Source organism: Pseudoalteromonas haloplanktis ATCC 14393, assembly GCF_000238355.1.
GTDB classification, from domain to species: domain Bacteria; phylum Pseudomonadota; class Gammaproteobacteria; order Enterobacterales; family Alteromonadaceae; genus Pseudoalteromonas; species Pseudoalteromonas haloplanktis.
Map to the genome: position 1 here is coordinate 101,703 of NZ_AHCA01000003.1, position 15,144 is coordinate 116,846.

Annotated in this window: 18 protein-coding genes; 4 read left to right on the top strand and 14 right to left on the bottom strand. The window is 40.9% G+C overall.

What is annotated here, in order from left to right; translation table 11 throughout:
* Nucleotides 1–89: 89 nt before the first annotated feature.
* The gene (locus tag PHAL_RS0107340; RefSeq protein ID WP_016707769.1) at nt 90–707 is read left to right on the top strand and encodes a LysE family translocator; all 618 of its coding nucleotides are present in this window, start codon (nt 90–92) and stop codon (nt 705–707) included.
* A 171-nt stretch (nt 708–878) separates the two neighbouring features.
* Here PHAL_RS0107340 and recR read toward each other — a convergent pair whose 3' ends face one another.
* Nucleotides 879–1,487: a recombination mediator RecR gene (gene recR / locus PHAL_RS0107345; RefSeq protein ID WP_016707770.1), complete on the bottom strand. Its 609-nt coding sequence runs from the start codon at nt 1,485–1,487 to the stop codon at nt 879–881.
* A 282-nt stretch (nt 1,488–1,769) separates the two neighbouring features.
* Between recR and PHAL_RS0107350 the strand changes: the two genes are divergently transcribed.
* Nucleotides 1,770–2,117: a hypothetical protein gene (locus tag PHAL_RS0107350; protein WP_016707771.1), complete on the top strand. Its 348-nt coding sequence runs from the start codon at nt 1,770–1,772 to the stop codon at nt 2,115–2,117.
* Nucleotides 2,118–2,440: 323 nt separating this feature from the next.
* Here the strand turns inward: PHAL_RS0107350 and PHAL_RS0107360 are convergent, their stop codons facing one another.
* From PHAL_RS0107360 to PHAL_RS0107390, 7 genes are all read right to left on the bottom strand, one after another.
* Nucleotides 2,441–2,767 (bottom strand): YbaB/EbfC family nucleoid-associated protein, encoded by a 327-nt coding sequence (locus tag PHAL_RS0107360; protein ID WP_016707773.1) that lies wholly within the window; start codon nt 2,765–2,767, stop codon nt 2,441–2,443.
* 55 nt (nt 2,768–2,822) lie between these two features.
* Nucleotides 2,823–5,162 carry a DNA polymerase III subunit gamma/tau gene (gene dnaX / locus PHAL_RS0107365; RefSeq protein ID WP_016707774.1) on the bottom strand — a complete coding sequence of 780 codons (2,340 nt, stop codon included), beginning with the start codon at nt 5,160–5,162 and terminating at the stop codon, nt 2,823–2,825.
* Between the two features lie 3 nt (nt 5,163–5,165).
* Nucleotides 5,166–5,711 carry an adenine phosphoribosyltransferase gene (apt, locus tag PHAL_RS0107370; protein ID WP_016707775.1) on the bottom strand — a complete coding sequence of 182 codons (546 nt, stop codon included), beginning with the start codon at nt 5,709–5,711 and terminating at the stop codon, nt 5,166–5,168.
* A gap of 128 nt (nt 5,712–5,839) precedes the next feature.
* Nucleotides 5,840–5,962, bottom strand: coding sequence for a hypothetical protein (locus PHAL_RS24640; RefSeq protein WP_016707776.1), 123 nt, complete (start codon nt 5,960–5,962; stop codon nt 5,840–5,842).
* Nucleotides 5,963–6,035: 73 nt separating this feature from the next.
* Entirely contained in the window at nt 6,036–6,785 is a 750-nt protein-coding gene (locus PHAL_RS0107380) for an HvfC family RiPP maturation protein (protein ID WP_016707777.1), read from the bottom strand.
* A gap of 1 nt (nt 6,786) precedes the next feature.
* Nucleotides 6,787–7,641: an HvfB family MNIO-type RiPP peptide maturase gene (locus tag PHAL_RS0107385; protein WP_016707778.1), complete on the bottom strand. Its 855-nt coding sequence runs from the start codon at nt 7,639–7,641 to the stop codon at nt 6,787–6,789.
* A 70-nt stretch (nt 7,642–7,711) separates the two neighbouring features.
* Nucleotides 7,712–8,134: an HvfA family oxazolone/thioamide-modified RiPP metallophore gene (locus PHAL_RS0107390; RefSeq protein ID WP_016707779.1), complete on the bottom strand. Its 423-nt coding sequence runs from the start codon at nt 8,132–8,134 to the stop codon at nt 7,712–7,714.
* Between the two features lie 319 nt (nt 8,135–8,453).
* Between PHAL_RS0107390 and PHAL_RS0107395 the strand changes: the two genes are divergently transcribed.
* The gene (locus tag PHAL_RS0107395) at nt 8,454–9,410 is read left to right on the top strand and encodes a tRNA-dihydrouridine synthase (RefSeq protein ID WP_016707780.1); all 957 of its coding nucleotides are present in this window, start codon (nt 8,454–8,456) and stop codon (nt 9,408–9,410) included.
* A 71-nt stretch (nt 9,411–9,481) separates the two neighbouring features.
* On the top strand, nt 9,482–9,826 hold the full coding sequence (locus PHAL_RS0107400) for a TraR/DksA family transcriptional regulator (RefSeq protein ID WP_016707781.1): 345 nt from the start codon (nt 9,482–9,484) through the stop codon (nt 9,824–9,826).
* 5 nt (nt 9,827–9,831) lie between these two features.
* Here the strand turns inward: PHAL_RS0107400 and PHAL_RS0107405 are convergent, their stop codons facing one another.
* The 6 genes from PHAL_RS0107405 to PHAL_RS0107430 all read right to left on the bottom strand — a co-directional run bounded on the left by PHAL_RS0107405 (nt 9,832) and on the right by PHAL_RS0107430 (nt 15,143).
* The gene (locus PHAL_RS0107405) at nt 9,832–10,842 is read right to left on the bottom strand and encodes a hypothetical protein (RefSeq protein WP_138973935.1); all 1,011 of its coding nucleotides are present in this window, start codon (nt 10,840–10,842) and stop codon (nt 9,832–9,834) included.
* A gap of 105 nt (nt 10,843–10,947) precedes the next feature.
* The gene (locus PHAL_RS0107410) at nt 10,948–12,207 is read right to left on the bottom strand and encodes a hypothetical protein (protein WP_016707783.1); all 1,260 of its coding nucleotides are present in this window, start codon (nt 12,205–12,207) and stop codon (nt 10,948–10,950) included.
* Nucleotides 12,208–12,218: 11 nt separating this feature from the next.
* Nucleotides 12,219–12,836 carry an energy transducer TonB gene (locus tag PHAL_RS0107415; RefSeq protein WP_016707784.1) on the bottom strand — a complete coding sequence of 206 codons (618 nt, stop codon included), beginning with the start codon at nt 12,834–12,836 and terminating at the stop codon, nt 12,219–12,221.
* Nucleotides 12,836–13,240, bottom strand: a complete 405-nt coding sequence (locus tag PHAL_RS0107420) for an ExbD/TolR family protein (RefSeq protein ID WP_016707785.1) — start codon at nt 13,238–13,240, stop codon at nt 12,836–12,838. The genes PHAL_RS0107415 and PHAL_RS0107420 overlap by 1 nt, the downstream gene beginning before the upstream one ends.
* Before the next feature lie 14 nt (nt 13,241–13,254).
* On the bottom strand, nt 13,255–13,779 hold the full coding sequence (locus PHAL_RS0107425) for a MotA/TolQ/ExbB proton channel family protein (protein WP_016707786.1): 525 nt from the start codon (nt 13,777–13,779) through the stop codon (nt 13,255–13,257).
* Nucleotides 13,779–15,143 (bottom strand): MotA/TolQ/ExbB proton channel family protein, encoded by a 1,365-nt coding sequence (locus tag PHAL_RS0107430; RefSeq protein WP_016707787.1) that lies wholly within the window; start codon nt 15,141–15,143, stop codon nt 13,779–13,781. The genes PHAL_RS0107425 and PHAL_RS0107430 overlap by 1 nt, the downstream gene beginning before the upstream one ends.
* Nucleotide 15,144: the final 1 nt, after the last annotated feature.

Sequence of the window (15,144 nt, forward strand, 5' to 3'; positions counted from 1 at the left end):
AGCTTTAAAAAGTTCTAACTACTGGTTTATAAGCATTACAAAAACCATTACTATTGCGCGTTCTAAGCATATAAACAACGGATATCGACATGTTCGACTTAGCTGTATTGGCAGCATTTATACCAACCTTCTTTTTTGTCTCTATTACTCCTGGGATGTGTATGACCTTAGCCATGACCTTAGGAATGAGTATTGGTGTACGCAAAACCATGTGGATGATGATCGGTGAGTTACTTGGTGTTGCCATTGTAGCGATTGCCGCCGTGGCAGGGGTTGCTAGTATGATGCTCAATTACCCAACTGTTTTTAATGGATTAAAATGGCTTGGGGCAGCGTACTTAGTCTATATTGGTATTGCAATGTGGCGTGCAAAAGCAACCATACAACTTAGCGAACAAAACCCTGTAAAAGTCAGCCGACAATCACTTTTTTCGCAAGGTTTTATCACCGCCATTGCCAATCCCAAAGGCTGGGCATTTATGATTTCCCTGTTGCCGCCATTTATTAATATTGATTATGCCATTGCACCACAACTGAGTATTTTAGTGGCTATTATTATGCTCAGTGAATTTACCTGCATGATGCTCTATGCCACTGGCGGAAAAAGTTTAAGGTTATTTTTAAATCGAGGCGACAACATAAAATGGATGAATCGAATTGCTGGCTCTTTAATGATCGGCGTAGGTGTTTGGTTAGCAGTTAGCTAATACCAATCGGCTTAAATATTTAACCATTCTAGCGAGCTAAATAAAGCGCTAACTGCGTTATAAATGGTCTGTAACTTATCACGATTGGTATAACTTATTTTAAATTGTCTAATAAAAAGCCTGAAAATGCCTGTCTTTAGCTTTCAAAGAATTTGACTTAGTACAATAAAACTAACTTTGGCTGACAACACGTCGGCCACTAAAAGCATGCATCAAGGTCATACCATCGAGTAAATCAAGTTCTCCGCCAACTGGAATGCCATGTGCAATACGTGATGCAGCAACGTTATAGCGATGGCACAGCTGAGCGATATAATGCGCTGTGGTTTCGCCTTCAACCGTCGGGTTAGTTGCCAAAATCACTTCATTGATGCCGCCTTGCTGCAACTTTTGCTCAAGCACGTCAAGGCCAATTTCATTAGGGCCAATGCCATCAATGGGTGATAGGTGTCCCATCAGCACAAAATACAGACCTTTGTATTGCCCTGTTTGTTCGATTGCCAACACATCAGTAGGTGATTCAACCACACATAAAATACCACTGTCTTGGCGCTTTGGACTCAAACAAATTTCACACTGTGGTTGCTCTGCAAATGTACGGCACGATTGACAATGACCAATCGCGGTCATTGCTTTGCTCAGTGCAGCACCTAGCTGAGCGCCACCTTTACGGTCACGCTCAAGTAAATGAAATGCAATGCGTTGTGCAGACTTTGGTCCAATGCCTGGCTGACAGCGCAACGCTTCAATGAGTGCAGAAAGAGAAGTTGATAATTGCATAAAATACTTTTAGCACCTTAATAATGACGAAAGTGATTGGCTTATTCATAGGATATACCCAAGCCGATTAAGGATACAAAATTCTTCATCCTTAATCATGCTACATACGCGATAATATCAGAAAACATTCCGCTTAGGCAGCTCGAAAAACATCACTGCACAACTATTAATAAAAACTATTTTCAAAAGCATGTTCCCAAAAATGATTAAACCCTGACGCAGTTGATACATTATAACATTTTACAAATCGCAATAAAAATATAATCTTTAGCCAGGAACATCATGGAAAAGTCTTTAATTACAGTCAGTGTCTTAGCTTGCTTGGTCAACTCAGAGAGCCTCATAGCAAACGAATTAGAAAAAATAGAAGTCCATGGTACGCGTACACCTTTGTACAGCACTCGCGATATTAACGCGTCAGCCCTCGGCCCTAAAGATGCACAGAATATCCCTATCTCAATTCAATCTTTCTCTGAAGAGCTAATTAGCAACCAACGCGTAAAAACCCTAGGCGAGGTATTAGTTAATGATGCATCCGTACAAAACACCTCGATAGGAACCGTATTTGAGCCAGCATGCCTACATGTCAGCGGTAGAGCAACACCATCAAAAGCTGCAGCATTTTTTTAAAACAGAAATTGTAAAAGCAAGTCAAGCAGGTGATTTCTCTCCTTGTAACGGCTGCAATGCCAAACCTACATTGACTGATTTAGCAACCACTCCTCAATTCAACATGCCAACAAGCACAATTCCTCTTGCCATTTGGCCTTTAGCTTTACTATTTTTGATAAGCTTTGGTTTAGCAATAATTACCAAACGCAGAGTGACTCAAATCGGCTTAGCAGATGCTCAGTAGGTAGTAGTGTAAATCCATCAGTAAGGACTTCTAGTTTAAAAACACAAAAGCCCAAGTAAAACTTGGGCTTTTAAACAACGGTTGTGTTGTAATAAATTTAGAACGGCATTTTCATACCAGGTGGTAATTGCATACCACCTGTTACTTTACTCATACGCTCTTGTGTTTCTTCAGCTACACGGCGTACCGCGTCATTACACGCCGCAGCAAGTAAATCTTCAATCATGTCTTTGTCGTCTTCCATTAAGCTTTCATCTAGCTCAACGCGACGAACATTGTGGTTACCAAGCATCGTTACTTTGACTAAACCAGCACCGGCTTCTCCAACCACCTCTAAGTTAGCAATTTCGTCTTGGGCTTTTTGCATGCGCTCTTGCATTTGCTGCGCTTGCTTCATCATATTACCCATTCCACCTTTAAACATAACTTTCTCTCTTTCTATTTCTAATTGCCATGAAGATAAGGGCTATTGCAGTGAATTACAATGCCTGAATACTGTTTTCATCGATAATTGCAGAAAATAGCTGCTGCAACTGCACGATGTTTTCATCATTGTTGATCACATCGATCGCTTGCTGATGACGTCCCGCATCTATTTTTTGCTGAATTAAATACGGCGAGTCAATTACTCCTGCTGCAAAGTTAATTGTCAACTCAACATTGTGCTCATAGATAGCTGCAAGTGCTGCACTTAACTTTTGCCGTAACATCGGGGTATCGAGGTGTTTTTGTGATTCATCCACTTCTAAATGCAGTTGTTGTTGCTGTTTAGAATAAATTGAATGCAATGCAAACTGACGCATCCGCCCACCAAGCCCCATACGCTTAATTAAATAAGCCCACTCATCTTGCTGATGCGCAAAACGAATATCGCTGATCTGACTTTGAAAATCATCCGGCACTTGAATATTTATTTCAGGCTCTGCCTCAGCCACCACTTTTTGTGGATTAATTTGCTCCAATAACTCGGGCGCTAAATTTTCTACTATCGTCTGATGCTTTTCTTTAAAGTCAGGCTTGATAACCTTTGTTGGCATACTCTTAGGTGTGTAGCTGCCAGCCTCGGCTTGACTAGGTGCCCCCGTTATCTGGGGTTGTGACTTTTTTTCGTCAGGAGTACTCTCAATTTCGGGAGGGGGACTCGTTTGCACCTGAGTTGATGCTTTTCCACCAGATAAAGTGCCTGCACCTGAAATATTTCTATCACGTAAAATACGAGCAATTGCAGACTGTGCTTGCGCTTCTTGTTGACTAATATCTGTCGCCATTGGTTCCACTGACGAATTGCTACTGTGTAAAGCCGAATCTGTTTGTTCACCATGATGAGCATTGTCAGGCTGAAAACCTTGCTCAACCGCGTTACTCATCACATCATCATATTGTGATGCTAACTGTTGCTCAAGTTCGGCCTCTGATGCGTACTCAGTGTCATGTATATTGTTCAATTGCGGCGTCATTGACGTCGCTTGCATAAGCTGATTATTCGCTACGCTAAATGGCTGTTGTCCCTGCTCTTGTTCTTGCTCTATAACTTGGGGGGTATCAGTATTCCTAATTGTTTTTTCATCATCAACAACCACCACAGATGAAGTGGCGTGCTCAGTTGTTTGATCAGCAATAGATTCTGATGGTGTAGGCTTATTTTTATTAAGAATATCCCTGAGAGAGCCCGCACGATCACGCTTCTCATCAGCCGATGTGGCTGTTGAGGTTGTGCTGACAAGAGCTTGGTTATCAATTGGTTGAAATGCCATTAAACGCAGCATGATCATTTCAAAACCTAAACGTGGTTCAGGCGCCCATTGTAAATCTTTTTTACCGTTAAGCAGCAATTGATAATAAACCTGAATTTGCTGTGAGTCGCAGCTAAGCGCTACTTCACTAATAAATTCTCGGTTGTAATCATCTAACTTGGCTGCATCAGGCACTAATTGGCTTAACTGCACTAAATGTGTCAGACCGATAAGATCGTCTAACAAAGCCGTATAATTTGCATGCTTGCTGGCGACTTGCTCTATTTGCGCCATTAATGCAGCGCCATCTTGGGCTAATAATGCGACCAACAAGTGTTGGCTATAATGGTTGTCCATCAAGCCTAACATTGCTTGTACTGCTTGATGCTTGATATCACCATTGGTTTGTGCAATTGCCTGATCGGTTAAGCTCAATGCATCACGCATACTACCATCAGCCGCTTTGGCGATAATTTGCAGTGCTTGTGTTTCAAAACGGAGTTTTTCTTCGCCTAATACATACTCAAGTTGTTGGCGTATTTCAGACTGCGATAATGAATTGAGATTAAATTGCAAACAACGTGATAAAATTGTGACCGGAAGTTTTTGTGGATCAGTGGTGGCGAGTAAAAATTTAACGTGCTCTGGGGGTTCTTCAAGCGTTTTTAATAATGCGTTAAAACTATGCTTTGAGAGCATATGCACTTCATCGATAAGATACACTTTGTAGCGACCACGAGTGGGGGCATATTGTACGTTATCAAGAATTTCTCGGGTGTCTTCAACCTTCGTCCGTGATGCCGCATCAATTTCAAGCAAGTCAATGTAACGCCCTGCTTCAATATCTGTACAGCTACTACATTGCCCACAAGGTTGTGCCGAAATCCCTTCGTCACAATTTAAACTTTTTGCGAAAATTCGCGCGATGGTGGTTTTACCCACCCCGCGAGTCCCAGTGAATAAATAAGCGTGATGCAGTCTATTTTGTGTTAAAGCATTGACTAATGCTTGTTTCACATGTGACTGTCCAACCAGTTCATGAAAGGTCTGTGGTCGCCATTTTCTCGCTAGGACTTGATAACTCATTAATTATTCGCCTTCGAATTCAACCAATTTAAGAATTTTAATACCCATTTTTTCAATACGTTGCTCGCCGCCCAGTTCAGGTAACGATACTACAAATGCTGCATCTGTCGCATGACCACCTAATTTGTTCACTAACTTAGCAGTCGCTTCGATCGTACCACCAGTCGCTAATAAGTCATCCACTAAGAGCACTTTATCACCAGGGACAATCGCATCTGTATGTAATTCTAAAATATCTTCACCATATTCTAGCTGGTAATCTTGAGAGATCACAGCGCGTGGCAACTTGCCCGGTTTGCGCACAGGAATAAACGGGATACCAAGCGCATATGAAAGTGGTGCACCAAAAATAAAGCCACGAGATTCAGTACCAATGATTTTGGTAAAACCTTGATCTTTATAGGCACTAATGAATGCATTAATAGTTGCTTGGAATGCAGCCGGATCAGCCATTAACGTTGTTACATCACGGAACATAATGCCCGCTTTCGGGTAGTCCGCAATAGTAGTAATACTATCTTTGATGATAGATGGAGTTACTTGAGTCATAATTTAAATTATTTTATCTGTAATATTACAAAGCAAATAAGTATAACATCACAAAAATCAGTTGTCGGCAGGAAGTTTAGAAAAAGATAAGGCTGCAAAGGCAGCCTCTGAATTTGCTTGGTGCAAAATTAAGATACTGTGGTGATCCAACCTAGGATTGCATTTAAGCAGCCGATCCCAACAAACACAGCTAAAAATGCAAGAAAATACATTGCATTAAATGGGTCTTTAAAATCTTTATCTTCAGACATTGGTACTACCTTTTATTAAGCGCGACAAATTAAGGCGCTCATAATAGACGATGTAAAATAATCAATAAAGGTTTTAAGCGTGATTTTTTGTCACGATGACGCCACGGTCTGCCATCGCACTTAGCGTCGCAATTGCACCTTGCTGTAATTGTTCTATTGTAAATTGTTGGGCGTGCTGCGCAACTTGCGCTACCAGAGCAGATAATTGAATACCCGGTGTACTATCTATAATAGACAACAGCAAAGCTGTCATTGCATTGGTCGCAAGAAACTGCACTTCATCGTCTATATCACGATACACCACAAAGTAATGAGGCTGCTCACTAGGCTGCTGTGGCTGAAAATCAGCACTGATATGCTGTACAGGAAATTGATAACTTAGATTTCTAGCGCTACTACTTAAGTATAACGCCGCCTCACATAACTCCCCAGTAATGGGGCACTCCATTAAGTCTGTTTGCACTATAGATACATCAAGCTCAATCCATTCATAATGGGCAAGCTCCAGCATAAATACAGGATCACTTGCTTGAAATGTGTAGTCACTGCTTAAATATGCAACAAATTCAGCGGCAATATCCAAAAAGTAAGGTGATTGACAATCGTGCTCAGCAAAAAAACGCCGAATTAGCTGTAACCAGTCATCATCACAGTAGAGTGTTTTTAAAACTGGGAAGCCTGAGGAAATAAAACCGTTGATATTATTAAAAAATAAATCACGGTAAATCGCCATGCGACGATCTTCGATACCATCAGGCTTTGCTTGTCGTTGCGGGTTTCGTATATGCGCCATAAAGGCATTTTGGGTATCAATCAAACTCATATTAAGCACTTTCTTTATTTTCAGTAATCGCATGCTTCGCTTGTAACTGATGAATTATATCTAATTCTTTTATAAGCTCAGCTACGCTTGGAATATTAAAGTCACGCTCTAATAAAGTAGGAAACACACCGTGATGTTGGTATGCAAGATCAAGTAGGTGCCATACCGGATCAATCACATCGGCACCGTGAGTATCAATAATTAAATCATCCGCTTCATTATAGTGTCCTGCAACATGCCCATAAGCAATTCGATGTGAGGGCAAATTTGCTAAAAAATGTGCACTGTCGTAACCATGATTGATTGAATTCACATATATATTATTTACATCAAGGAGCAATTTACAGTCCGCTTGCTGCAGAACCTCATTAGTAAAATCCAATTCGCTGATCTGCTGATCTGGCGCGGCATAATAAGAAACATTTTCAATGGCGATTTGCTGCTCTAAAATATCTTGTACTTGCTTAATGCGCGGTACAACATGCTTAATTGCCTCTTCTGTAAAGGGAATAGGCATTAAGTCATACATATGACCGCTACCTGAGCAATAACTAAGGTGTTCACTAAAAAGTTTAATATTATGGGTGTCGAAAAACACTTTTAACGATTTTACAAATTCAATATCTAGCGGTTCAGCAGAGCCAATAGACAATGATAAACCATGGCAAACGAAATTATTTGTATCTGTCAGTTGCTTAAACTGTTTGGCAAATCGTCCTCCCAACTTTAACCAATTCTCTGGTGCCACTTCCATAAAATCAATTTGACTTGGTATTTGGGTGAGCAGCTCGTCGAGCATCTCACGGCGCAAACCAAGACCTACCATGCCAAATTCATCTTGTTTCATTTCTGCCATTTTAATCTCCACCAATAAAAAGGGCCTATGCAGGCCCTTATTATGCATTGCGACTAATCGTAAAACTTAATTAGCTACGGCCACCGCATTTACCTTCGCCGCACTTACCTTCTTTTTTGGCCTTTGCGTCTTTAGCATCGCCACCGCATTTGCCTTCGCCACACTTGCCTTCTTTTTTCGCTTTTGCGTCTTTAGCATCGCCGCCACATTTACCTTCGCCGCATTTACCTTCTTTTTTGGCTTTTGCGTCTTTAGCATCGCCACCACATTTGCCTTCGCCGCACTTGCCTTCTTTTTTAGTTTTGTGCTCTTTTGCATCACCACCGCATTTACCTTCGCCACATTTACCTTCGGTAGCATCAACTTGGTAACCCGTTACCATTTGTTGAAATTCAAAAGGGTTAGCTTGAGCATCTGCAGAAATAAAGCTTGTGCTGCCAACTACGACTGCGCCTAATGTTAACGCAATTGAATTCTTCTTAATTGTATTCATTTTATGACTCTCTCTAAACAAAGGATGTATACCCAAACCACCTCAAGATACTAATTCTGTATCTTGAGGTGGTTTGGGTATATTAGTAGACCTCGCTACAAAAAATAATATTTCACTTGCTCGCAAGTTTTTACATTATTTTTGCTTTCACGGCAAAAGTCACACAACTGACGAGATTAACTATGGGAGTAAAATCGGGATTTATCAATATATATTATAGCTAAGCATTTATAGCTTAGCTGCATGATTGGCATCTTGAGGTAGCTTCAGTATACAGGTAGACTACGCTCCCTTTGCAGTAGTATTAAGTGCCTCTATTATGAAATTAGTTTTAGCGCCTATGGAAGGAGTTGTCGACTTTAAAATGCGTCAACTACTCACCGATATTGGTGGTTTTGATCTATGCGTAACAGAATTTGTTCGTGTAATAGATGCTTGTCTACCTGACAAAGTGTTTAATCGCTACTGCCCAGAGCTTACCAATCATGGATTAACTCGCGCTGGTACACCTGTACGTATCCAATTACTTGGTCAAGTGGCACATGCTTTAGCTGAAAATGCGGTAAGAGTAATCGAATTGGGTTCCCACGGGGTTGACCTTAATTTTGGTTGTCCAGCGAAAACCGTCAACAAGAGCAAAGGCGGGGCTGTGCTACTCAAAGATCCAGAGCACATGTATGAAATCATCAAAGCAGTCCGTGATGCAGTACCTAGTGAGCATCAAGTCAGTGCCAAAATTCGCTTAGGCTTTGATGATGATAGTAATAGCCAAGAAATTGTTGATGCTGTTGTTAGCGCTGGTGCTACAAGCATAGCTATCCATGCCCGTACTAAACGCGATGGCTACAACCCCCCTGCTTATTGGGAAAAAATTCCACCACTGATTAAAGATAAAGAGATTGCGGTGGTCGCAAATGGTGAAATTTGGCAAGTAGAAGATGCATTACTGTGTCAGCAACGCAGTCGCTGTACAGATTTAATGCTTGGTCGTGGTGCACTCTCACACCCTGATTTAGCCCGCAAAATAAAAGCACATGTAAACAATGAGCAATACACAGGATTACAATGGGAGCATGTGCTGTATCACTTAATTCACTCTGCAATACATCAGGATCCAGCCAAAGACGAAAAGTATTTTGCTGCGCGTACTAAGCAATGGTTAGGCTATTTAAAACGTCAATATAGTCAAGCAGATATATTATTTGATGAAATAAGACGATTAAAGATAAAAGAAGATGTCGCTAATGTTTTGAAAAAATACGCTATTGCACCTTAATTTGACACACATCATAGTAGACTTTTTTTAATTAATGAATACTGCAGCATTGCTCAATCAGGATAATGATAATGGTCAATGCTCAACACCACCTACAACATTTAAATCAAGAGTTAGATCAAGTTAGGGCTTCTTTGCTCTTCACACTATCAAACTCAACTAACCTATTACATCAATCACTTGCTGAAACCTTGCAACAGAATAACCCTGAGCAATGGTTAGAGCTCATGCAAAAACAGCTTGGCACTGAATATAAAGAAAGTATTACTCGCTTAGAAAAGCTTGAAGCTGCGGTATGCCAAATAGATATTGGTCAATATGGTTATTGCTGTGATTGTGAGGAAAAAATTGACTCGCAACGGCTTAATGCCGATCCAACTGTACAACGTTGTATACGCTGCGAGTCAAATTCATAATGTAGTTACTGCGGTGTAAGTAATGAGGCAAACGAGAAGCTTTGTGCTGGGTAAAAAATGATATCAGCAAGTAAATAATCAACTTGTTGTGGCGTCATTTGTAAATGTTTCAGTAAATTCACTCTCGCTTGTTGCACAGTCCAAGCATGGTAATGGATCCCCAAGTCGGTTTCCATCATAGCTAACCAAAATGTGCGCTCTTCAGGCGTTAGCCGTGTTGCGATTTCTGCTGCATTAAGTGTGAGCTCATGGTAATTCTGTGCCCAATCAAAACCAGCTGTGTTCTGCTTAGATAATGTAAAACGTTGTGCAAGTACTGAATGCTGATGATTCTCAGCAAAAGTAATCATGTAAGGGACTTGCTTCATGTCCTTTAGCTGAGCTTGTATTGCAACTAACCAGTTTATTGGTGCTTTAGTTATACCAGAAAAGTAATTTAATTTACTTTGATACCAAGGCCCGCCATTAGATAAGCCATATAAACCAACACTCCCGCGTGGCGTATAGCTGGCTAAATAATCATTAAACTGAATAAGTGTGCGCTTAATTGTCTCAGGTAAGTCACTACGAGCAAGGCTTTTCGTTACCTGTGACTGTAGCGCAGTAAGTTCAATTGAATTGAGTCTTAGCTTACTTTCTTTAGCTGCTACTAGTTGTTGTTGAGTAAAGCCAATCCAGTTATTAATAGCGTCAGTAATGTCGTTATGCTGATTGTGATCCAGCATATTATCCAGCACTGGAATATGTGCAGGCCAAGTAAAATAACGCTGCGGAAAACGCTCTGCAATAATAAGATAATCCAATGAGCTCTGCGCAGCTGGTGTTAACTCAAGCCCTTTCATAGCTTTATAGATATTGTGCCGCTCCTTTAAATAGGCAGCACTGAATGGAAACTGTGACTCAGACACACTGCTAATTGCATCTGTTGGTCTTAGAAATTGATTTAATCTCTGCAATGCTTGTTGAGCTTGCTCTTTATTTTGATACTGGTTGTTTGTATCACCGCATGCACTCAAAAAAAGCACTAAGAGACATAGCCATATTAGGTGTTTTATCATCAGTGTAATCCAATAAAAAAAGCCCCTGAGGGGCTTTTTAATAATTGCTATAGCAAATTAAAGTTAAATTTTAACACCGTTGCGAGCGGCTTTATCTTTAATAAATGTAGACCAACCTTTAGCAAACTTGCGAGTGCGAGGGTCATCCATTGCTTTAGTAATTGCAGCATAAGCTTGCTTATACTTTTCTTGATAGTAATAAGCTTCTGCTAAATCTGAATAAATAGTTCCTTGCTTATCAGAACCTAATTCAAGCGCCTTGTTCAAACGAACCACGGCTGCACTATAATTCTGCGACTGCAATAATAATGAACCTGCTTTGCGGTAAAGCTCAGCGTCGTCATCAAATTTTGCGGCTTCTTCATAGTACTTAGCTGCTTTTTCAATATCTTTAGAGCGATGGTAATTACTTGCCACTGCGCTGATATTTTGTTTAGTACGTTTAACAATCTTATCATCAATTGACTTCTCTAAAACCTTAGCGGCTTTATAAGGAATTTCATTCAATGAATAGAAGTTAGACAAAACTTTATAATCAACTTCAGCTTCAAAGTAACCGTTTTTGTAAGCTACTTCCATCGTCGCAAGACCTGTTTTATAGTCTTCCGTCTGAAGGTAGTATTTACCTAAACTTACCCATGCTTTTTTATCGCCAGGCCAGATACGAACAATTTCTTCACCAACTTTAACCATATTTTTATAGTCTTTAAGTTCAAAGTAAGAACCTAATTTAAGTTGATAAGGGCCTTTATTAGGCTCTTTTTGAAGTTTAATTGCTTTATCAGCAGGTGAAAAAACGTCTTTGAATAATCCTAACTGGTAGTTAGCTTGGGCTATACGAGTATAAACCGTCGCATCTTCTTCACCAGTAAAATCCATCCACGCTACGTAAGCTTTTTTAGCTTTTTCATACTGCTCAGTACCCGCGTACATATCGCCTAATGTTTTTAAACTTTGCTCTTGATCAGCAAAATTTAAAATATCAGGGGCAACAGCTAACTCTAGGTGTTTAATCGCAGTTTTATACTGCTCTTTTTGACCATACATACTACCTAAGTAGCGGTTAACGGTTGCTTTGTCGAAATCATCAGACGCTTCGATTTCTTTCAACATGGCGATTGCTTCATCAAGCTTTTCTTCGTTATACAAGTCAAACGCTTTAATAACTTTTTTACCAACGCGCTCACCCATAACTCTAGTCTTAGCTTTTTTGCGCGCTTCAATCTTTGCGGCATCCGGCGCTGCTAGAACTGGTGCAGTAAATACTGCACCCGAGAGAGACATAAGTACCGCAAGTGCTGTTACTTTAGATAAATTTCTCATTACTTGCCTCCTTAGTTGCCTTGGTTAATTTTAAAGTCTAGCTGAACTTGTAAACCAACTTGCTTTTGCGGCTTACCGTCAATGATTTTAGGACGGTATTTCCACTTGCTCAGTGCACGCTTAGCTTCTCTATCGAAGATGCGTTTAGGGTCTGCGTCAATTACTTCAACATCAGTTACCCCACCCAGCTCATCGATTGAGAACGAAAGTTGTACCCAACCTTCTTTACCATCACGTGCCGCTTGTGTTGGATATTTTGGTTCAATACGAACGATAGGTGTCGCATCACCATCTCGTCCAAATGCCCCTGGACCACTTAGACCACCGGCCGAACTTCCCACATCGATGCTGCCCATATTAAATGACATTGCACCCGGATTAGGGTTGTTGTTTTCCGGCTGTGGCGGCTGCGGTTTAGGCGGCTGCTTTGGCGGTGGAGGCGGCGGAGGCGGTACACGCTTCCGTTCCTGCACCTTAGATTCAGGCGGATTCGTCATAATTTCGACTATGATCTGCTCTTTTTGTTCTGTATTACGGTCAGCCCCACCAGAGATGAGGAAGGCCATGAAGTAGAACAAGCCGAAAGTAACTGCCCCACCTGCAATCAGTGAAAACAGAAAACGAATCATTACTGATCTCCAGCTATTGAAATTCTCAGGTTATCACCCGTCGCTTTGATCTGGTCCATAACTTTAACCACTGTGCCGTGTTTTGCTTCTTTATCAGCTTGCAAAATTACAACTTCAGTAGGTTGTTCTGCTAGTAAGCTTTCAATTTTTGCTGAAACACGTTCAACATCAACTTGTTGCTTATCAATCCAGATCTCGCCGTTGTTACGAATCGCAATAAAAATGTTAGCATTTTTTTGCTTCGTAGCTTGGGCCGCTTTTGGTTTATTGACCTCGATACCAGCCTCTTTAACGAACGATGTAGTTACGATAAAGAAAATAAGCATGATAAATACGATGTCAAGCATTGGTGTCATATCTACCGCTGCTTCTTCTTCTTCACGAAAACGTTGTTTACGTGCCATATTTAATTCTCTCTCTAGTGATGAGGCATGCTATCTACAAGTTTGGCTTTCACCATTCTCGCTCTTGCCTCAAGGCGTGAGCTAAAGAATACTCCAGATAGTGCCGCAACCATTCCAGCCATTGTTGGGATTGTTGCCATTGAAATACCTGATGCCATTAAACGTGCATTACCTGTACCTTGGCTGGCCATGGTTTCGAAAACCGCGATCATACCCGTTACTGTACCAAGTAAGCCTATTAAAGGACAAACAGCTACTAATGTTTTAATCAACAACATACGCTGATCTAATTTTTCAGACGCTTCAGAAATCCATGCTTCACGGATTCTGTGTGCGTACCAAGACGTAGTGTCTTGGCGGGCATCCCACTTAGCTACAATTTCCTTCGACATGCGAGGAAACTCAGCAAGTAAGAACCAATAGCGCTCAATCATTAAAACCCACATAAGAAAGAGTGCTATCGCGACCACGTATAAAACCTGGCCGCCTGTGCCAACAAAATCCCTGATAGATTCCCAGATCTCCATCAGGACTAGCATTAGGCTTTCTCCTTCTCCGCGTGAGTCGCAACGATACCCGCGCTTTGCTCATCAAGGATGTGTAATACCGACTTACTACGACCCGCAACAACAGCGTGAAGAAGAATAAGTGGTAATGCAGCAATTAGACCTAGCGCAGTAGTTACAAGTGCTAGAGAGATGTTACCTGCCATGATTTTCGGATCACCTGTACCGAACAATGTGATTGTTTGGAACGTTAAGATCATACCGATTACCGTACCTAATAGACCAAGTAACGGCGCGATTGCAGCAAGAATTTTAATGATATTGATACCAGCTTCAATGCGTGGCGTTTCACGAAGAATCGCTTCATCTAATTTAAGCTCAAGGTTTTCAACGTCTTGGTTCTTGTTATCATGGTACACTTTAAGAATACGACCCAGTGGGTTGTTTGTATTCGGTGTAGCAACATTTTTAAGTTGGCTCTTAATCTTACTTGTAGTAAGTGTAAGGTCAACAAAACGAACTGCTGTGATTAAGATACCTAAACCTAATAACGCAGTGATGATGTAACCAACTACGCCACCTTGGTGGAAGTATTCTTCAAGCGTCGCTTTTTGTGTATTGATACGTAAGATAGCACCACGTGTTGGATCCACGTATACACCTGCATAGTTATCAGCAGAAGTATTTGCTAACTCATCGATACCAGCAAGGATATAGCTATCAGGTTGCTTACCTAGCGGCTGAATTGATTTAGTTTCTGGTGAATAGATTAAGTAGCCGTCGTCTGTAACTAAGTTAAAGTTACCGATACGTGTTACTTTTTTCACTGATGGGTTACCGTCAAGACCAGCAACTTCAGTTTCAAATGTAGAAACTTTAGCAGACTCAGTCATTTCAGTTTGTAGTGAAATCCAAAGCTCTTCTAATTCACGTACTGTTGGAAGTTCTTTAGCAGCAGCTAATGAACGTAAGATTTCAGCACGGCCTGGCTTTTCAGCAGAAACAAGTGATGCTTCGATTGAACCGATTGCATCTTGTGCTGCACGACGTACAACACCAAACATCTCACCTAAAGTACCTTGTGCACTTTGAAGAGCTGCTTCTTTTTCAGCTAAGGTGTTTTCGTTTTGTGCATATTGCTTTGTTAAGCTATCACCACGTGCTTTTTCAGCAGCTAATTGGCTTTTCGCTTTGTTAAGTAACGCTTGCTTATCAGCACGATCTGCTAAAAACTCTTGCTCACGTTGCTTATTGATTTTGCCTTCAGAGATACGCTCTTGCTTTACTTGCTCAAGGATTTTATCTAAAGCATCTGTATTTGCATGTGCATTAAGCGCGGTACCTGCAGAAACAGATAGTACTGCTGCAACAGCAAAACCTTTAAATAGTTTCTTCATT